The following is a 19,625-nucleotide window of genomic DNA, read 5'->3' as shown; positions in this document are numbered from 1 at the left end:
ATTGTTTTAACCGCAAAAGAGGCAAAAGATGATGATGATTTTTTAGCTATTCAAAAGGTGACAAAATGTAATTCACTATTTTAATCGTATTGATCAAAATATTTATTAATAAATGTCTCTTGACCAAAGTGATAAATATTTTTTACATTAAAATTTACTAAAACACCTTTTGGTACTTTTAGTAGATTCATATAATTTAGAATTTGAGATTTGTGAATTTCCAAAAGAGAAGATACAGCTTTTATTTCCAAAACAATTAAATCTTCAATTAGGAAATCGCATTTGAAATCACAATTTAAATACTCATCTTTATAAATTACAGGAATTTGAAACTCAGATTTATATTCGATATTCCTTAATTTAAACTCTTTTTCTAAAGCTTTATGATATACAATTTCTGCCAAACCTGCGCCTAAAATCTTGTGAACTTCTATACAAGCTCCATTAATTCTATAGGTAAGATCTGTAATGTATTTTTGAGTAATCATAAGCACAATGCTTTTTCAAACTTTTGAATTTCTAAATCTTTTCCATTTGTCTTTTGTCTCTTTTGCGGTAAAGAAAATAAATTCCAAAACCACTTAACAGAATAAATAAACCGAAGCAGATTAATGAAATCCATTTTCCTTTTTCGATAACTTCCGGTTCGAAGATCATTCTCACACTATGATTTCCCGCAGGAACGTGAACGGCACGAAGAATATAATCTGCCTTAATGTAAGGAACTTCTTTTTCGTCGATGAAGAATTTCCAGCCGTGAGGATAGTAAATTTCAGAAAAAACTGCCAATTGCGGAGTCTTAGACTGCGATTTAAATTCCAGTTCGTTAGGTTGATATTTCGTTAGATTGATAAACGCTGTTGAGTCTGCCTGAACAGGTTTTCCGTCAAAATATTTTTTGTCATCTGCGGAAATAACGGCGGTTCTTTTGCTGTTGATGGTTCCGATTGCTTTGATTTCCTGATTCGGAGATTCTACGAATTTAAGATCGCTTACAAACCATGCGTTTCCGTTGGCTTTTGGATTCGGCATTGCCTGAGGCTGTTCCGGACCGCCTAAAACCAAATATTTTGCATTCAGAAGATTCAGAATGTTCGGAACTTTTACAGAATCCATAATCTGGAAATATTCGTTGATTACATCATCGTACCTTCTCAGCTTTACTGCATGATAACCTCCGATAGAAGATTTGAAATAAGAAGTGTTTGTCTCGTTGAATGTTCCTAAAATATTGTTGAAAATTCTGTAATGCGTTTTATCTTTTTCGGCGATGCTTTCTAATGTTTTGTTCACATTTACATTCGCTAAAATAGGTTCCAGATTTGGATTTCCCTGAACTTTTTCAGCCATCAGATCTGAGCTTTCCGTCTGGAAAGGATTTTCAGCAAAGATTTTATCCACATAATTATCATCGTTCAGGTAACGTTTGTTAACTGTCCAAAGATCGAATAAACTGACTACTCCGATAATTACCAGAGCAATGTTCTGATTCAGCTTTTGCTTTAAAACCAGGAATAAAGCGCCCACTGCAATCGCAACATAAATAAATGCTTTAATAGCATCAATTCTGAATAATTTAAATCTTTCATCTATAAGGTAATCCAACAGGAAAGGAGGAAGATAAGTTTTTTCGTTCTCGGTATGAAACCCTAACAGAGATTTTCCGAAAACCAGTAAAATCAATACAAAACCTAAAGTTCCGCCGCCTACGTAAAGAAGTGTTTTTTGTTTGTATTCCTGTGTGAGTGTTTTATCTGTGAAGAATCTGTATAATCCGATGATGGCAATTAAAGGAAATAATAATTCTACAACCACCAAAATGGAAGAAGGTGCTCTGAATTTATTATAAAACGGCACGAAATCGATGAAAAAGTCGGAAAGTGCCATGAAATTACTTCCCCAAGCTAAAAATATGGTAAGAATAGAAGCTCCTAAAATCCAGTAGCGGTATTTTTTCCATGTGATGAAGAACCCTAAAAGCGCAAGAAAACAAACAATAGCTCCCTGATAAGCAGGTCCCGAAGTTCCCGGCTGATCTCCCCAATAGGTTAGATTCCCGAAACCTTTGGAAATTCTGTCATATTCAGCTTGTGAACTTACATTTTCCTGAACCAATTCCTGAATTTTAGCCATCATTTCTTTTCCTTCCGGTTCCTGACTTCCGCCTCCCATCAATCTCGGGATGAAAAGGTTTAAAGTTTCCAGCTTTCCGTAGCTCCACATCAGCATACTTTCTTTATCCATTCCAGAATCTCCGCCTGTATTGCTGCTGTTTGTAAGAATCTGCTTTCCACGAACGGTTTCTTTGATGTACTCCGAATTCGCCATAATTCTCTGAGAATTCATTCCGACTCCGATTAAACATGAAGCGGCAACAATTCCCGAAGAGATCAGGAAGTGTTTCATAGGCGTTTTTTTCAGAATACCTCTTATCAGTTCAGAAAGGAATAAAAATCCTAACGCTAAGAAAAGATAATACGTCATCTGTGGGTGATTTGCAGCGATCTGAAGCCCCATAAACAAAGTCGTGACGATGAATCCCCAAACGTATTGTTTCCGGATGTAAACGAGTAAAATTCCGGCTAAGAGCGGTGCGAAATATTCAATGGTATTGATTTTTCCGTTGTGTCCCGCTGCGATGGCAATATAAAAATAGGTGGAAAGTCCGAAAAAAGTAGCTCCTAAAAGAGCATATTTCCAGTTTCTTACCACGACCATTCCCAAAAGGAAAAATCCTGCGGAAAGAAGAAAAAGATAATTAACCGGTCTTGGCAGAAAATTCAGTTTGGAATCGATTTTTTTGATGATGTCTCCGTTAAACTGACTTCCCATCTGATACGTCGGCATTCCTCCAAACATGGAATCGCTCCAGTAGGTTTCCTTTCCGGTATCGGCTCTGTAATCGAGAAGCTCTTTTGCACCGCCCCGATACTGCACGATATCATGCTGGAAAAGCTGCTTTCCCGTGAAAACAGGAGTGGAGTATAAAAATGCTAAAACGATAAATACAACTAATGAAATTGCAATATAAATCAGGTTTTTATTTTTCGCCATGTTGATGGTTATTATCTAAATATTTTTCGGAATTGTTACCTTTTATTGTTGTTTTCTTTTACCTCTTCATAATCAACGGTTTCTGCGTCCCAGTTGATTTTTTTCTTCGTATTGTCTGAGTTTTTGATGTTCTGCTCCCCTCTGTTTTCATTTCTGTTCTGGTTAAACAGATAGCTGTGAAATTTTCTGAAAAAGATTCTCTTCAGAATATTCCACACAAAATAGATAATAATGGTTGCGAGTACAAACTCAAAAATATGTTTCATCATAATAAAAATATTTAAGGTTTAATGTTCAAAGCCGTTGTTACGCTCTGACATTTCAACTTTAAAAAGTTCTGCTTTATTTAGCAGAAGGATTTACCATTACGGAAGAATTGGAAACGCTCGTCATAGACTGGGTTTCCTTTCCGTTTGAAATACTTTCAATCTGTGTCGTTTTCACAGAAATATTCTGGTTTTTGATCCATCCTGTATTCTGGTCAAACGTAATCGTTCCGTTCTGCGTAAGTTCCGTGCTTAAGCTGTGGGTAACTTCTCCCTGATTCTGTTTATTAACTTTCTTTGGAATTCCTCCGGTTACAGAAATTTCTGCTACACCGTTTCCTACGCTTTTCAGAATGTAGTGAGAGGTCACTTTAATATTTCCCTGTGCATCAGCATTTTCGCTGTTCGTCCATTTTTCTCCGATTTTTGCACCTTTTTTAGGAATAATCGTTAAATTTTTGTTGAACTGATCTCTGAGAACTTTTTCGTTAAAAGATTCCTTAAGACTTGCAACTACGCTTTCTTTCTGGTTTTTATCTTTAATCAGTGATCCTACAGAATTGGCAACTTTAGTGTAAACAGCATCAAAACCTGTAATTGAAATTACATTTCCTTTGGTGTCCATCTTCATGTTCAGTTTATTTCCTGTCAATGCTCTGTTGATATTCCAGATCATCTTCAGATCATCCTCTTTCGGGATCGGCAGTTTGGTATCTACTACGATTGTTTTTCCCTGTGCTGTCTGAGAGCTTCTTTTAGCGATTAAATTTAAGGTAATATCGTAAACATTTCCTTTAATATCATTCACTGTAAAAGACATTTCGTCCGTAGATTCGCTTGTTCCGTTCAGAGTTTTTCCTTGAGGGTCAGTCATTGTTTTCGTATCTCTCTGATACGTTGTTAAAGGATAGGTTTTTCCTTTTTCCAGTTTAAAAGTCTGCGTATACACTCCCGCTGAATCTTTAATCGCCGGATTTTCCTCCACTTTCGCTACAGAATCTGCCGGAACTTCCACTGTAATTGTTTTTCCGGTTTTAGGATCTACTTTTGTAATTTTTGCCGTTTCTTTTTTGTTGCACGAAACAATGGCTATGGTTGAGATAAGCGCTAAAGCTGCTATGTTTTTCATTCGATTTTTTTAATTTATTTTACTGCTGTTTTTTAATATACTTTCTACAATATCCTGTAGCTTTCCCTGAGATTCTCCGTCGGATTCATTGGATAATATAACAACTCCCATGTTTTCTGAAGGATAAATCTGAAGAACACCGGAAAAACCAAATGTTCCTCCTGTATGATAAATTGTTTTTGTTCCGTCTTCATAGGTATGGATTCTCCAAAATAATCCTGTCTGATCGCCTTCAGTTTTTACAACAGGAGTATGTGACAAGGCTACATATTTATCATTTTGACTGAGGTGATACTGCATATATTTTACCAAATCTTCTGTGGTAGAAAGAATCCCTCCTGTCGGAGCCATGATTGTTGTAATATTTCTGGGCATTACTTTACCCTTTTCATTATAACAGGTCATGAGTTTTACTGAATCTATACTAATTATTGTATGATTCATTTTCAGAGGTTTGGTTATATATTCCGAAAGTAATTTTTCATAGCTTTTATGATATACTTTTTCCAGAATATCGCCTGCGATCTGTGTTCCTACGTTGGAATATTTATAATCTGTTCCGGGCTTAAATGCCACTTTTGCTTCGTAAAGATCTTCATAAAATTTCTTTTTAGAATAATTTTTATAAAACTTTGACAAAGCAAAAGCTACAGAATCCATTGGTTTTTTAAATGTTTCCGACTGATCGGGCAAAAACTGCGGTAATCCTGAAGAATGATTGGTAAGATGTGCAATCGTTATGGGTTGCTTATCAAACTCAAGATTTGTGTAGTTGCCATTTAAATATTTGCGGATATCATCATTCAGTTTAATTTTTCTATCTATCAGTGCGTGCGCGAGAAGTGTTCCTGTAAATGTTTTGGTTATTGATGCAATTTCATAAACACTTTTTGAAGTCGGAAGTTTTGACTTTCCTAATTCTGTTGTCCCATAATTATAAAAATAGCTTTTACCATCTTTAAAAATCCCTATGGAAATCCCAACACGAGCCGGATCTTCCATATAAACAGATACTTTCCTTTGAACCAGCTTATCGAGATTGGTTGTCAAAGGATTATCTGTAGGGATATTTTTGTTTTGAGCATTACAAGCTATTGCAAAACAAAAAGGTAAAAGAATTTTAATTTTCATATTTTACGCTTTCGAAGCGGTAATCATTTTCTGTCTCACTGCTTCATATAAAATCGCTCCACACGCAACAGAAACATTTAAAGACTGTGTTTTCCCATCGATCGGAAGTTTTATTTTTTCGTCAGAATGGTGAAGAACCTCTTTGGAAATTCCTGTTTCTTCATTTCCCATCACGATTGCACAGGGTTCTGTAAAATCAATATCATAAATTAATTTTTCAGCCTTTTCGCTTGCTGCAAAAACAGAAATTCCGCTTTGCTGAAGAAAATCTACCACATGAGCCAGATTCGGAGCTTTACAGATTTTCACATTATAAAGAGCTCCAGCTGAGGTTTTTATCGCATCGGAATTAATCGGCGCTGCTCCTTTTTCGGGAATAATCACTGCATCCACTCCCACACATTCTGCGGTTCGGCAGATGGCTCCGAAGTTTCTTACATCTGTTAATCTGTCCAGAATCAATAAAAAAGGAGTTTTTCCGTCCTCAAACAATTGAGGAACCACATCTTCCACTTTATGAAAAGGAACATCCGAAATAAAAGCAACTACTCCCTGATGATTTTTTCTCGTAAAACGATTCAGCTTTTCTACCGGAACGTAATTGGGACGGATTTTATTTTTCGCCAGAATGGCTTTAAGTTCAGCATAAATAGGTCCCTGCAATGCATTCTGCACAAAAACCTTGTCAATTGTTTTTCCCGCTTCTATAGCTTCAATTACGGGACGCAGCCCGAAAATGAAGTCATCTTTTTTATCTGTCATTTTGATATTTTAAATTATAAATTGCCCATTTACTTCGTAAGTCAGTTCAATTCTATTGAAAATCACTTTTCACGATTAACTTGCGAAGCAAAATTCAGTTGTACTATCTTCCTTTTTCCCCTAAAATAGCTCTCTTCTGCGCCAAAGCATAGCCATAATGCAGACCTTCGTGCATATTGTTAAAAATAATGGCATCCTGAATACTTTTCAGATCCAGCCCAAAACTTGTGGTGTAAGGCGTATAATCTGAAAAGAAATCGCTGTCATAATCTTTCATCAGGATTTTTGAAGTTTCGGTTAATAAAAACTCCAGATCTTCCACTTCGGATTTCTGCACATCCAGATTCGGAAGCGTTCCTTTTTTATAAGTTTCGATCCAGTATTTATCAATTCTGAAAGGATTTCCGCTTAGATAATAATGCAGCAACTGCTGTGTAGCAACCGTATGAGCAATGTTCCAGTAAAGATTATTGTTAAAACCGTCCGGAATCAGTAAAAGATCTTCGTGAGAAGTGTTTTGCAGAATATCCAGAAGGTTTTTTCTTACTTGTCTGTGTGCTTGAAAATGATAATTCATTTTACAAAAATTTTAATCTCCAAAAATAGTTTAATAAACTGGAAATGACAATTTTTGAACGGTGGATTAAAGTAAAATTTATATATTTTTAAGAAAAATAATATTGATTGTATTGAGTTTTAAGCCTTCATCTATTTAGAATCCTGCATCAATGCCGGAATATTTAACAAACTTTAACTCAAAAATGGCATTTTTTGTGTTGATTAATGCAAGTATTTATTGGAAATTTACCCATTATTTTAAATCAAGATATGTCAGAGATCAATCAAGCTGAAGATATTCGTCAATTGACGGAGCAGGTAAAAGAAGCAAACTACTTTTTTTCTCTTTTGAGACAGGAAATCAACAAGGTTATTATTGGACAGGAATATATGATAGACCGTCTTCTGATCGGTCTTTTGGGCAATGGTCACGTTCTTTTGGAAGGTGTTCCGGGACTGGCAAAAACTCTTGCGATAAAAACTCTGGCTGAAGCGGTTCACGGAGAGTTTTCCAGAATTCAGTTTACGCCGGATCTTCTTCCTGCGGATGTTGTGGGAACAATGATCTACAATGTAAAAGACAATGATTTCTCCATAAAAAAAGGTCCTGTTTTCGCGAATTTCGTTTTGGCGGATGAGATCAACCGAGCGCCTGCGAAAGTGCAGTCGGCTCTTTTGGAGGTGATGCAGGAAAAGCAGGTAACCATCGGAGACGAAACCATGAAGCTTCCAAAACCGTTTTTGGTATTGGCAACGCAAAACCCGATCGATCAGGAAGGTACTTATCTTTTACCGGAAGCGCAGAGCGACCGTTTCATGCTGAAATGTACGATCGATTATCCAAAACTGGAAGATGAAAGAACCGTAATGAGAATGGTTTCCACTTCGCATCAGCCAACTGTAAAACCTGTGATTTCACTTGAACATATTGTTGCGGCGAAAGAATTAATCAATCAGATCTATCTTGATGAGAAGATTGAAAAATATATTCTGGATATGGTTTTTGCCACCCGTTTCCCTGAAGATTACGGACTTTCGGAACTTAAAAATTATATCAGTTTCGGGGCTTCTCCGAGAGCATCAATTAATCTTGCCATTGCTTCCAGAGCGTATGCTTTCTTAAAGGGAAGAGCATTTGTAATTCCGGAAGATGTAAAATCACTTGCAAAAGATGTTCTGAGACACAGAATCGGATTAACTTTCGAGGCTGAAGCGGAGGAAATTTCTTCAGAAGAGATCATCAACAGAATTCTGGCAAAAATTCAGGCTCCGTAATGAGTGAGGTAATTATTAGAAAGGCAGTTCAGGGAGATTGCGCACCAATGCTGGAACTGATTAAAGAACTGGCGGATTATGAAAAGGCTTTGCATGAAGTTACCTTAACTTTGGATCAGTTTATTGAAGACGGATTCGGAAAATCTCCTGTTTGGGGAGCTTTTGTAGCAGAATTTAATGGTGAAATTGTCGGGATATCTTTGTATTACGACAGATATTCGACCTGGAAGGGAAGAAGATTGTACTTAGAAGATTTGGTGGTGACGGAAAACCTGAGAGGAAAACAGATCGGCAAGAAATTATTTGAAGCTACCATAGACTACGGAAAATCTAACCAATACAGCGGAATGGTTTTTCAGGTGCTCAACTGGAACGAGCCTGCAATTAATTTCTACAAAAAATACAGCCCGAAATTTGATGACGAATGGTTGAATGTATCTATTGAATTTAAATAGTAGGGAAGTTGGAAGCATGATGATGGAAGTTTACAAAATCTCAAAAAAACGCTCATACACTAAAACACTCAAACAAAGGAAATGCAGATAAAAGATATTGTAAAAAAAGTTAAGCAGATAGAAATCCGGACCCGAAAGAAGACGGAAGCTACTTTAATGGGGCAATATCACAGTGCTTTTAAAGGACAGGGAATGACGTTTTCGGAAGTTCGTCCCTATCAGTTTGGAGATGAGATCCGCAGGATCGACTGGAACAAAACAGCTCGTTTTCGGGAACCTTTCGTAAAAGTAATGGAGGAGGAACGTGAACTGACGATGATGTTGGTTGTGGATATTTCCGCTTCGATGGATTACGGAACTAAAAATCAGTTGAAAAGAGAATACGTTGCAGAAATTGCAGCAAGTTTAGGTTTTTCAGCAGCGGGAAATAATGATAAAGTAGGTTTAATTCTGTTTGCGGATAAAGTGTACAAAGTAATTCCGCCACAGAAAGGAAGAAAACATATTTTATCCATTATCAGTACCATTTTAACCGCAGATTATGTTCCTGCCATTTCAAAAATTGATAAAGCAATGGAATATATGATGGGAATTTTCAAACGAAAATCTTTGGTCTTCCTGTTTTCGGATTTTGAAGACGAATATGACTCTAAAATGCTGAGAGTAGCTTCCAAAAAACATCAGTTGCTTGGAATGAGAATTTATGATGAAAAAGACAATGAAATTCCGGATGTGGGATATACCTTATTATATGATGCGGAAACCGGAAAGCAGGTTTGGGTAAATACTTCAAGTGCAAGATGGAGATACAATTTTGCAGAAGCCAAAAAGCAGAAAATGAAATCTTTAGAAGAAGATTTTGCCAACAGTTCGGCGAGTTTTATGAATATTAATACAGGTTCGGATTATTCGAGATTGCTGTATAACTATTTTCAGAAAAAATAAAATTGTGAGGTAAGTTTGTCATTCTGAACGTAACGGATGCGGAGTGAAGAATCTATTTGAAATTATTAGATTCCTCCTACGTCGGAATGACAATCTTGCTTCATCATTAAAATTTAATAATAAAATTGAAAAAACTTTTATTTATATTTTGTTTTTTAATCTGTGCAAATGCCTTTTCGCAGATCCTTTCTTCCAGTGTTGAGAAGAAAACCATTGCTTTGGGAGAAGTGAACCATATTGTGATCACCATTAATAACCTGAACAATGAAAAAGTTTCTGCAGCTCGCGAAAATGAGTTGCTGCCTTTTCATTTTGAAGAAATTAAAGACAGTATTGCGCAGACTCAGGATGTTTATTACAGAAGAATTGAATTTGCTGTTTTTGATGAAGGAAAATTTACCATTCCCGAACTGGAATTCAAAGTCAACGGAAAAGTTCTGAAAACAATTCCTTACGAAATTGATGTTATTAATACGGCTCAGAAGACCGACCAGATTAATGATATTATGAACAACAAAGAAGTAAAACTTGAAGTCACAGATTATTGGGAACTGTATAAATTTTACATATTAGCCGCCATTGCGGTGATTTGCCTCATCATTGCGATTATCATGTTCATAAAATACGGACGAAAACCAAAAGATTCGCCGGTTGTCGCCACAAATCAGACCCTGAAGGAACTGGATTCCCTTAAAAAGAAAAAATATGTGGAAAAAGGAGATTACCGTTCATTTTATGTTGAACTGATTGATATTTCCCGAAAATTCATCGCAAAGCAATACCGCGTTCCGGCAGATGTTTTGTTAACGGATGACCTTATCGATGTGATGAAGAAAAACAATACCATTTCTCAGGAAAATGAAAAAATAGTGGAAGACGTATTTTTAAGAGGAGATCTGGTGAAATTTGCGAAAACATTTCCGGATCAGGCAACCATGGAAAAAGATTTTGCCGACATCAGAGATTTTGTAAAAAGATCATCCAAAGATCTTGAATTTGAAAACTTGAGAAAAGATGCCTGATTTTGAATTTTACAGTCCGTGGTTTCTGTTGCTTTTCGCACTGTTTATCCCTTTGTTATTCAGGGATGCAAGCCGACAGAAAAGAAAAGGGATAAAAGTTCCTACGGTAAAAAATATGGGCGAAAGCGGCGGGATTCATTTTATTATCTTTATCCTGAGAATTTCGAAGTATATTATTCTTTCTTCGCTGATTATTGCAATGGCAAGACCGAGAACTTTTACGGTCTCTCAGGACAGAGACGACACCAAAGGAATTGATATTATGCTTTCTGTGGATGTTTCCCTGAGTATGCTGGCAAAGGATTTAACACCCGACCGTTTAACGGCATTGAAGGATATTGCAATTAAATTCGTTAATAAAAGACCGAATGACAGAATTGGTCTCGTTGCCTATTCAGGAGAAGCATTTACGAAAGTTCCGGTAACTTCCGATCATCAGGTTGTTGTGGATGAACTGAACAATCTGAATCCTCTGGAATTACAGCCGGGAACAGCCATCGGAGAAGGACTTTCTGTTGCGGTTAACCATTTGAAAAACAGCAAGGCAAAGAGTAAAATCATCATTCTCATGACGGATGGTGTGAATACCATTGAAAATGCAATGCCTCCTGCAATTGCTGCGGAACTGGCTAAAAATAACGGAATTAAAGTATATTCCATCGGAATCGGAACGAACGGATACGCTTTAATGCCTACACAGACCGATATTTTCGGAGATCTTGTCTTTACGGAAACCGAAGTGAAAATTGATGAGCCTGTTTTAAAAGAAGTCGCACAAATGACGGGTGGAAAATATTTCAGAGCCACATCAAATACAAGTCTTGAAGAAGTGTATGACGAAATTAACCAACTGGAAAAATCTGATGTAAAGGTGGCGAAGCTTTTCAATTATCAGGAATATTTTAAAATTTTCCTGTGGATTGCTTTGGGAATGCTGTTTTTAGACGCTTTACTGAGATGGGTTTTTTATAAAATTTTAAGTTAATGGATTGGTATTTAGGGAATTATTGGTTTTTATTATTGCTATTGCTTCTGCCGCTGTTAGCTTCCTTTTTAATCCGTTTTCTGAAATGGAAAAAAAAGAAAAGAGAAATTTTTGCAGACAGCCAGTTTCATGAGCAGCTATTTGAGAAAAAATCAGGTTTTACGAAGTTTTTTCCCGCACTCTATCTTTTGGGAACCCTGTTTTTAATATTTTCAATTATCGATTTATTAAGTGGTTCAGAAGAAGTGAAATCCAGTCAGAAATTAAACAATGTCATTTTCATGCTGGATGTTTCCAATTCAATGAATGCGGAAGATATCAGTCCGAGCCGTTTAACGGAAGCAAAAAATCTGATGCTTCAGACGATGCAGAAAATGAAAAGCGATAAAGTGGGAATGGTGATTTTTGCAGGACAGGCAACTTCCATTATGCCTTTAACCACAGATTATAATTCAGCAGAAACCTATATCAGCGGAATCGAAACAAACTCCATGCAGATTCAGGGAACAGATTTCCTTAACGGAATGAAGATTGCGGCTGAAAAATTTAAAAACGTAAGCAAAGACGGACGAAAAGTTGTTTTGCTTAGTGACGGTGAAGATAATGAAGGAAATGATGATGCAGCGATACGACTGGCTAAAAAAGAGGGAATTATGATTACTTCCGTCGGAATCGGTACCGAAGAAGGCGCTCCGGTTCCGGAATATGTTTTCGGACAGTTAATGGGATATAAAAGTGATATCAACGGACAGACTGTTATCTCCAAAAGACAGACGGAAGCGCTGAAAAAAATGGCTGATGCAACCGGAGGAAGCTATATTGACGGAAATAACATCAATGAAGCTCCGGACAGAATTTTAGATGCTCTGAAAAAGAAAACAGGATCATCTGAAACGATGGTGAAATCACAAAATGCGAATCATTATTACCAGTATTTTCTGGAAGTTTCTCTATTTTTCTTCTTTCTGATTTATTTATTTAATCCTAAAAGAGATTTTAATGTTTGATAATCCGGATACATTGTCTCAGAATCAGACCATTACTTTAACCCAATTTTAACAAATAAGACACTGTTTATTAACATTTAAAGGAATAATTTTGCACATAATGAATACTAAAATCATTTTTTTATCGTTTATAATTGCTTTCATCTTCTCGGGAAATCTTTTCGGGCAGAAAAATTACAGGACTTTAGTCTATGAAGGCAATGAAAAATTCAACGGTAAAGATTATGATGGGGCGTCTGTAAAGTATCTGGAAGCGATAAGAACCAACAGTAAAGATTTTATAGCGCACTACAATTTAGGAAACGCATTATATAAAAGCAAAAAATACGAAGAAGCAAAAGCAGAATTCGAGACGGCTCAGAAACTTTCTCAGACAATTCCTGATAAAGCGGCTGCTCTTCATAATTTGGGGAATACCTATATGCAGATGAATAAGCCTGAAAAGGCAGCAGAATTCTACAGACAGTCCCTGAAACAAAATCCGTACAGCGAAGTAACAAGAAAAAATTACGAGATTGCCAAGCTGAAGGATAAGGAAAACCAGCAGAAAAAACAACAGCAAAATAACTCCGGTAAAGGAGGCGGTGGTAAAGACCAACAGCAAAATGATGATCAAAAAGGAAAAGATCAAAAGCAGGATCAGGGACAAGGTCAGCAGAATAAAGGAGACGGACAGGGAAATGATCCCAACCGTAACCAGAATAATGAAGGCAAAATCCCTAAAGGTCTCGAAAATCAAATACTCAACAAAGTAAGCGATAAGGAAAAAGAAACCGCCAGAAGAATTTTGAATAAAAATTCTTATTCGATGCCCGAGAGCAACGAGAAAGATTGGTGATGCAGAACAGAATTATCTACATATTACTCTTAATGTCTTCCGTAATTTCTTACGGACAGGTAAATCTTTCTGTAACTCCTGACAAAACAACGTATAATGGTAAGGAAATAGTAAATCTGAATATTGTTCTTGAAATGAATGGTAGTGAGTATAATCAGCAAACGCCATTACGTTCACCGGACTTGTCAAAATTTAATATCATAGGAAGCGGTTCTGCCAGTAACGGTTATGTGGATCCTGAAACCAATACCGTAATTTCCCAATCTATTACAAGATTAGCTCTTGAACCCAAACAGAAAGGAAAAGTAAAGATCGGATCTTTCCTGATTACCATCAATAATAAAATTTATAAAACCGAACCTTTTGACATTTTTATTAAAGATGTAGAAAAGAAACCGGTTACTGTCAACAATGCTTCAAAAGACGTTTATCTCAATATGGAGATTGATGACCGTGAAGTGTATCAGGATCAGCCTACCATTGCTGTTCTGAAGGTGTATTCAAAAAACATGGATAACTTCAGAAGAGTAAGAAATATACATCTTCCTGAGCAGGACAATCTGGATGTTTTTCCGGTAAGTTTTACCAAATCTGAAATTGATCCTTCCGATGCAGGAAATATGGCATCGCAGATTCTTGCCGTGTTTATGGTTTTCCCGAATGAAGCCGGTTATGTGGACATTCCGGGGGTTTCGGCTTCGCTGAATTCTTATGCTAACAAAAACAAGCTCGTTTCCAATAAAGTAAAGATTAATGTTAAAAAACTTCCTGAAGGTTCTCCGGAATGTTTTAAGAATGCAGTCGGGAATTTTAATGTAACCGTTGTTAATACTTCAAAAGAAAAAATTGAGGTTAAAAAACCGATGAATGTTCTGGTAAAAGTAAGCGGAGAAGGGAATCTTAAAAGCATGGAGCTTCCTAAAATTGCGCAATCTCCGGATTATGAAGTTTTCGCTCCTAAGATCATTTCACGCGTAACGGTTGGAACGGAAGGAATGAAAGGAGAGGTGTTAGCCAATTATCTTGTAATTCCTAAAAAAGCGGGAGAAATTAATATTAAAACAGAACAGTTTGCCTTTTTCGATCCTTCCAGCAAAGAGTATGTAGATCTTGGACAGCAGTCTTTAGCGGTAAATGCTTTTTCTCATGATCAGATTCTTGAGTCCCGTACAGCGGTTGAAAAAGTGAATGAGTATACCAATACTTTTTTAGAAACGGTAAATACGCCTGTTTTAAAAACAACTTCATTTAAAGTAAAAGAAAAAAAGAAATTTCACTGGAATGTTCTTTTTATCAATATTGCTATTTTGCTTTCCTTATTCGGAATGTATCTTCTGTTTAAAACATGGCAGAAGAAAAACAGATTATCTAAAGAAATTCAGGCTCCGATGCCATTAGGTTCTGTTGCTGAAACGGAAAATGAAATCCGTGAAAAGTTTAAAACTGACATCAACGATTATTTTGGCTATTTGGAAAATCTTAAAGATAATGAAGATTATCAGAAGTTTTTTCAAACCTTTGATGAACTTGATCAGGAAGTGAAAAATCAATATTCTGGAAATCCTGCTGATCATTTAACCGATTTGCTGGAAAAAGAAAAAGGCTCGTCAATAGCCGAAGAATACAGGAATCTTATTCAGAGAGTACAGGTTGAAAAATATGCTCCGATAAAATCTTCGGAAGGAATGGACGAACTTTTATCCTCCATCGTTAATTTGTATTCTAAGATTAGCAAATAATCAATTTATTTTCATATTTTTGCGAAATTATTAATTGCAAGGAAATGGAAATATTTAATGATTTTTCGATAAAAGAGATTATTACCTGTTTTATGGTTCTTTTTGCAGTGATTGATATCATTGGTTCTATCCCGATTGTGGTAAGTTTACAGCAGAAATTCGGGCAGATTGAAGCTGAAAAAGCATCTATTACAGCAGGAGCCATTATGCTTGTTTTTCTTTTCGTGGGAAACAAAATTCTGAAATTTATTGGTGTGGATGTTAATTCATTCGCAATTGCGGGAGCTTTTGTGATTTTTATCATAGCACTGGAAATGATTCTGGGGATTGAGATCAATAAAACTTCTGAAGCAAAGGCTGCATCCATCGTTCCCATCGCGTTTCCGCTGGTTGCAGGAGCAGGAACCTTAACGACAACGCTTTCTCTGAAAGCGGAGTTTCATGACATTAACATTATTTTTGGAATTATTCTCAACACAATTTTCGTATATTTGGTGCTGAAATCTGCAACGTGGCTGGAGAAGAAAATGGGCGATGCAACACTTGCCATTTTACAGAAAGTTTTCGGAATTATCCTGTTGGCGATTTCAATTAAATTATTCACCGCGAATTTTGCGCAACTGGTGCAGAATTACATTAATTTTTAAGAGTTATGCAGAAGTTTTATAAAGTATTTTTGGTACTGTTCATCGTGTTTATCGCAATTAATCTTTATGCTTTAGACTGGCAATCGGATATTTTGTCTGAAGATAACCTGAAGTTTGTTTTCTCAATAGCTTCAGCAGCGATAGGTCTTATTTTGCTTTTTGTAATGAATACATGGAGCAAGATCGGAGTAAGAAAATAATTGAATTACAATTTTATATAAAGCCTCTTTCAGTTTGAAGGAGGCTTTTTTATTTCTGTTTCTTGTTGAATTTTAGCTCTCAAATAATAAAAATCTAAACTAAAGAGTTTTGCTCCTTTAGGAGCAGAATCTGTGTAGAAATAAGAATAAGTCTATCAATCAATCCATAAGATTGATATCTATGATACGATACATTTTCTAAAGATAGCGTTCCTACGGAACGCCAAACGTCCTCCTAATATGATTTCTACACAGATAAAACTCTATAGAGTTTTCTGGCATTTTACTTTAAACAAAATGTTGAATCTTTTGCCTTTTTTCGGTCAAATAAAATTTAAAGAAATTTATTATTTCAAAATCACCAGATTTTTCAGAACTGCTTCCGATTTCAGCTCCGTTTCTGTCCATTCTTTTTCGGGACTACTTTGTGCGGTAATTCCGCCGCCTACAAATAAATGAACTGCATTTTTATACAGTTTTGAACAGCGAAGATTAACAAAATACTGTACCGTTTCATCAGTCTCAATTTTAATATATCCTGCGTACAGTTCGCGCGGAAATTTTTCAATCTTCTGAATTTCTTCTCTACAGAAATCTTTCGGAATTCCGCAAACAGCAGGAGTGGGGTGTAATTCCTGAATAATCTGATCTAAGTTTTCAGGCTTAATTTGGGCTTTAAAATCGGTTCGTAGATGCTTGATGTTTCCCGAAATATGATCGTAGGTTTCAGATTCCGTTACGTTTTCAGAATACTGGTTTAAAATATTTCTGATGTATGACGTTACAGGTTTTTGTTCCTCTATTTCCTTTTTCGACCAGTTTTCAGAAACAGGAAGCGTTCCTGCGAGACTCATCGTTTCAAATTCGTACGTTTTTTTACTGAATTTTCCTAAAACTTCTGAAAAAGCGCCCATCCATGAATTTTCGTTATTGATAAAAATATATCTGAATGCATTCGGATAGGATTGACAAAGATGATTAAAGCTTTCTTTCAGATTAATTTCTTCAAAATCGGTAAAAATTTTTCTTCTTGAATAGACCAGTTTCGGAAGCTGATGTTCTTGGATAATCTCAATTACTTTTTCAAGATTTTTTAAATATTCTTCCTTGGTTTCGGCAGCAAATTCATTTTTATCTTCAGATAAAATCTTACTTGAAATAGCTATCTGATTAAAATTTTCGGGGCTTAATTCAATAATTTTTCCTCCAAAATCCGATCGTTTCAATCCATCAAAAGAATAAAAACTGATAGGATTTTCTCCGGAATTTTCATCTGTGGAATACAGTTTTTCGTCGAATGGAAATTTGAAATAAATCATTGTTTGAAGCTTTTTAGAAAATCAGAGTCGGGAAATAATATAAGAAATTCCAACGTTGATTTTTCTTTCTGCAAAGGTATTATTAGTCTTAAAAATCTCAAAATCAAAGTCAGGATTTTTTAAGGAAATATTCTTGATGCTGTAATGCTGATATTCCGCAGAAATGATGAAGCGTCGCAAAAATCTATACTGAAGACCCGCAGAAAATCCGAGATTGGTCTGTGTGCTTTTAAAATCCTCCAGTTTGGTTAAAACATCATTTTCAGGAGTCAGAAACTGCATTTTATAAGTCTGATTATTTAGCAGAATTCCTGCAAACGGACGGAAGTTTTTCCAGTTATACATCAGTTTAAGCTGAAGTGCAAACTCAAAATGTTCATTATTAAACTTCTGAAATAGAAGCGGCTGATTATCTTCGGTAAAATAATATCCGTTCAGAAAAGTGTCTTCTTTGTTGGCATCGAGATCGAAGGATGAATTCCAGTGGTACACATTGGCAGACAGCCAGACTAAAAACTGAGAATCGGAGAAACTTTTGGAAGCCCAGATTCCGATATTTTCTCCGAACTGCGGTTTATTTTCTAAAGCCCAGTTTGTACTTTTTATGCCAAATCCTCCTTCAATTCCGTACTGAAAGCTCACCGGTTTTCGCAATCTTGCTCTTCTTGAAGCCCTCTGTTTGTCGATTTCCTGTTTGTATACATCCGTAACAAATTTCGTTTCCTGAACGGTTGGTGTTTTCATCACAACATCATTCAGCCTGAATTTTAAAGGTTTCATGAGATATACGGTATCATAAACGACTACTTTTTCGTAGACGTAAACCGTATCTATTTTCTTTTTCCTGATTTTCTGTGCAAACGAAAAGTTGACACAGGCGATGAGAAAAAGAAGTATTATTTTTTGGAAGAACATATTCTGCGTTTCAATTTATTTTTCAATAAATACGGTGTCTCTTTTAATGATTTTTTTAACGACAATTACTTTCTTTGGAGCTTCTTCAATGGTGTCGTTTGCAGCCGTTTTTTTTAAAACCGATCTGCTTTTCAATCCTGTTTCATCTCCTCTTATTTCTCTTTTAGCAGTGTTTTTTTCTTCAATTATATTTGTTGCTGACTGATTTACAGCATTATTGTCTGATTTTTCTTTTGAATCAGAATTGGTATTTACGAAGTGGTTTTTTGTCTTTTTACCTACTGTTTCATTATTATCTGTAAGAATTGGTAAAGCTGAATTCTGATTCGTTGAGAAAAAAGAATTCTTCGGATTTAAGAAAAAAACAGACAGAATGATGATGACCAAAAATGTTCCTCCAATAACTGTTTTCTTTTTCAGACTCGTATTGGATGATGAAAATGCAGTGTTATTAATTTTAAGATCGGAAGGAATCTGCAATTTTTTTGATGGCTGAATGGTAAAATCTGCAAATTTACTTTTAAAAGTCTGCGCCCAAAGCAATCCTCCAAGTCCGAAAACAACAAGCAGTTGCGCCATTTTTTTCTTCGGAGTATTTTGATTGACGAAATTCTTCATCAGATAATTCTGAATCGATTTTTTCGCTCTCAAAAGGTGAGATTTTGAGGTATTTACGGTAATTCCCAATAAACCGGAAATTTCTGCATGAGAATGATTTTCAATAAAATACAGATTGAAAACAGATTTGTGATGCGGTGGAAGACTGTCGATGGAAGACAGCAGTTCTTCACTGGTAAAGTCGTAAACGAATACATTTTTCTCTTCTAATAAATGATGGTCCATTTCTGAATAGGTATCTGGGATTTCCAAAGGTTCTGTAGTTACAAAAGTATCTTTGCTGTGTTTGCGGATGTGTTGCAGTGCATTGTTTACCACAATTTTTTTCAGCCATGCAAACAGAGCTTTTTCATCATTCAGCTGATCGTTTTTCTGGATTGCGGTAATGAAACTGTCCTGCACGATGTCTTCCGCCGTATAAATATCATCGACATATCTTCGGCATATTCCCAGAAGTTTCGGGGAATAATCGAGATAGATTTTCTGCCAGTTGAAGTTGCTGTTTTGCTTCATAATTTAATTCGCGACAAATAGTAAGTTATTATTTACCGGAAGTTTTATTAAAATTTTTTGATTTTCTGTTATTAATCATAATTGCTTAATTTTTACGCAAAGGATCGCTAAGATTCTTTTATATACCAACCGTTTTTAAGTTCGCAAAGGTACTTCGACAAGCTCAGCATAAACTATTCACTCAGCAAAGAACTCAAAGATTTTCAATTATGACCAATTACGGATCATCACATAAAATTTAGACCTT

Annotated in this window: 20 protein-coding genes; 10 read left to right on the top strand and 10 right to left on the bottom strand. The window is 35.9% G+C overall.

Features of this window, described 5'->3' with window-relative positions; all coding sequences use genetic code 11:
• Positions 1 to 80 precede the first annotated feature (80 nt).
• From AC52CF_RS14600 to AC52CF_RS14570, 7 genes are all read right to left on the bottom strand, one after another.
• Positions 81 to 488, bottom strand: a complete 408-nt coding sequence (locus AC52CF_RS14600) for a GxxExxY protein (protein ID WP_116097837.1) — start codon at positions 486 to 488, stop codon at positions 81 to 83.
• Positions 489 to 519: 31 nt separating this feature from the next.
• The gene (locus AC52CF_RS14595) at positions 520 to 3,054 is read right to left on the bottom strand and encodes a YfhO family protein (RefSeq protein WP_496517312.1); all 2,535 of its coding nucleotides are present in this window, start codon (positions 3,052 to 3,054) and stop codon (positions 520 to 522) included.
• Positions 3,055 to 3,089: 35 nt separating this feature from the next.
• The gene (locus AC52CF_RS14590; protein ID WP_496517311.1) at positions 3,090 to 3,323 is read right to left on the bottom strand and encodes a hypothetical protein; all 234 of its coding nucleotides are present in this window, start codon (positions 3,321 to 3,323) and stop codon (positions 3,090 to 3,092) included.
• 73 nt (positions 3,324 to 3,396) lie between these two features.
• The gene (locus tag AC52CF_RS14585) at positions 3,397 to 4,449 is read right to left on the bottom strand and encodes a DUF6263 family protein (RefSeq protein WP_336690680.1); all 1,053 of its coding nucleotides are present in this window, start codon (positions 4,447 to 4,449) and stop codon (positions 3,397 to 3,399) included.
• 9 nt (positions 4,450 to 4,458) lie between these two features.
• Positions 4,459 to 5,580, bottom strand: coding sequence for a serine hydrolase domain-containing protein (locus AC52CF_RS14580; RefSeq protein ID WP_496517310.1), 1,122 nt, complete (start codon positions 5,578 to 5,580; stop codon positions 4,459 to 4,461).
• Positions 5,581 to 5,583: 3 nt separating this feature from the next.
• Positions 5,584 to 6,342, bottom strand: coding sequence for a 23S rRNA (guanosine(2251)-2'-O)-methyltransferase RlmB (rlmB, locus tag AC52CF_RS14575; RefSeq protein ID WP_214589048.1), 759 nt, complete (start codon positions 6,340 to 6,342; stop codon positions 5,584 to 5,586).
• 103 nt (positions 6,343 to 6,445) lie between these two features.
• The gene (locus AC52CF_RS14570; RefSeq protein WP_214589049.1) at positions 6,446 to 6,919 is read right to left on the bottom strand and encodes a DinB family protein; all 474 of its coding nucleotides are present in this window, start codon (positions 6,917 to 6,919) and stop codon (positions 6,446 to 6,448) included.
• Between the two features lie 251 nt (positions 6,920 to 7,170).
• Here AC52CF_RS14570 and AC52CF_RS14565 point away from each other — a divergent pair, with 251 nt between their 5' ends.
• The 10 genes from AC52CF_RS14565 (at position 7,171) to AC52CF_RS14520 (ending at position 16,013) form a co-directional block, all read left to right on the top strand.
• Positions 7,171 to 8,175 carry an AAA family ATPase gene (locus AC52CF_RS14565; RefSeq protein ID WP_076392594.1) on the top strand — a complete coding sequence of 335 codons (1,005 nt, stop codon included), beginning with the start codon at positions 7,171 to 7,173 and terminating at the stop codon, positions 8,173 to 8,175.
• Positions 8,175 to 8,630: a GNAT family N-acetyltransferase gene (locus AC52CF_RS14560; RefSeq protein ID WP_214589050.1), complete on the top strand. Its 456-nt coding sequence runs from the start codon at positions 8,175 to 8,177 to the stop codon at positions 8,628 to 8,630. The genes AC52CF_RS14565 and AC52CF_RS14560 overlap by 1 nt, the downstream gene beginning before the upstream one ends.
• A gap of 81 nt (positions 8,631 to 8,711) precedes the next feature.
• Positions 8,712 to 9,575, top strand: a complete 864-nt coding sequence (locus AC52CF_RS14555; RefSeq protein WP_214589051.1) for a DUF58 domain-containing protein — start codon at positions 8,712 to 8,714, stop codon at positions 9,573 to 9,575.
• Between the two features lie 125 nt (positions 9,576 to 9,700).
• Positions 9,701 to 10,597, top strand: a complete 897-nt coding sequence (locus tag AC52CF_RS14550) for a BatD family protein (protein ID WP_375180995.1) — start codon at positions 9,701 to 9,703, stop codon at positions 10,595 to 10,597.
• On the top strand, positions 10,590 to 11,582 hold the full coding sequence (locus AC52CF_RS14545; RefSeq protein ID WP_496517309.1) for a vWA domain-containing protein: 993 nt from the start codon (positions 10,590 to 10,592) through the stop codon (positions 11,580 to 11,582). The genes AC52CF_RS14550 and AC52CF_RS14545 overlap by 8 nt, the downstream gene beginning before the upstream one ends.
• Positions 11,582 to 12,589 carry a vWA domain-containing protein gene (locus tag AC52CF_RS14540; protein WP_214589053.1) on the top strand — a complete coding sequence of 336 codons (1,008 nt, stop codon included), beginning with the start codon at positions 11,582 to 11,584 and terminating at the stop codon, positions 12,587 to 12,589. Before AC52CF_RS14545 ends, AC52CF_RS14540 begins: the two co-directional genes overlap by 1 nt.
• A gap of 100 nt (positions 12,590 to 12,689) precedes the next feature.
• Positions 12,690 to 13,427 carry a tetratricopeptide repeat protein gene (locus AC52CF_RS14535; RefSeq protein ID WP_214589054.1) on the top strand — a complete coding sequence of 246 codons (738 nt, stop codon included), beginning with the start codon at positions 12,690 to 12,692 and terminating at the stop codon, positions 13,425 to 13,427.
• Positions 13,427 to 15,166, top strand: coding sequence for a BatD family protein (locus tag AC52CF_RS14530; RefSeq protein WP_496517308.1), 1,740 nt, complete (start codon positions 13,427 to 13,429; stop codon positions 15,164 to 15,166). Before AC52CF_RS14535 ends, AC52CF_RS14530 begins: the two co-directional genes overlap by 1 nt.
• A gap of 44 nt (positions 15,167 to 15,210) precedes the next feature.
• Complete coding sequence (locus AC52CF_RS14525) at positions 15,211 to 15,813, top strand: MarC family protein (RefSeq protein ID WP_076392318.1); 603 nt, start codon at positions 15,211 to 15,213, stop codon at positions 15,811 to 15,813.
• A 5-nt stretch (positions 15,814 to 15,818) separates the two neighbouring features.
• Entirely contained in the window at positions 15,819 to 16,013 is a 195-nt protein-coding gene (locus tag AC52CF_RS14520) for a hypothetical protein (RefSeq protein ID WP_076392320.1), read from the top strand.
• A gap of 347 nt (positions 16,014 to 16,360) precedes the next feature.
• Here AC52CF_RS14520 and AC52CF_RS14515 read toward each other — a convergent pair whose 3' ends face one another.
• The 3 genes from AC52CF_RS14515 to AC52CF_RS14505 are packed head-to-tail and all read right to left on the bottom strand — an operon-like array spanning position 16,361 to position 19,378.
• Positions 16,361 to 17,332: a chorismate-binding protein gene (locus tag AC52CF_RS14515; RefSeq protein WP_214589056.1), complete on the bottom strand. Its 972-nt coding sequence runs from the start codon at positions 17,330 to 17,332 to the stop codon at positions 16,361 to 16,363.
• 21 nt (positions 17,333 to 17,353) lie between these two features.
• Complete coding sequence (locus AC52CF_RS14510; RefSeq protein WP_214589057.1) at positions 17,354 to 18,247, bottom strand: outer membrane beta-barrel protein; 894 nt, start codon at positions 18,245 to 18,247, stop codon at positions 17,354 to 17,356.
• Between the two features lie 15 nt (positions 18,248 to 18,262).
• On the bottom strand, positions 18,263 to 19,378 hold the full coding sequence (locus tag AC52CF_RS14505) for an RNA polymerase sigma factor (protein ID WP_214589058.1): 1,116 nt from the start codon (positions 19,376 to 19,378) through the stop codon (positions 18,263 to 18,265).
• Positions 19,379 to 19,625 lie beyond the last annotated feature (247 nt).

The sequence above is a fragment of the Chryseobacterium sp. 2P genome (assembly GCF_059579425.1).
This window is presented reverse-complemented; position numbering and strand designations above follow the sequence as displayed.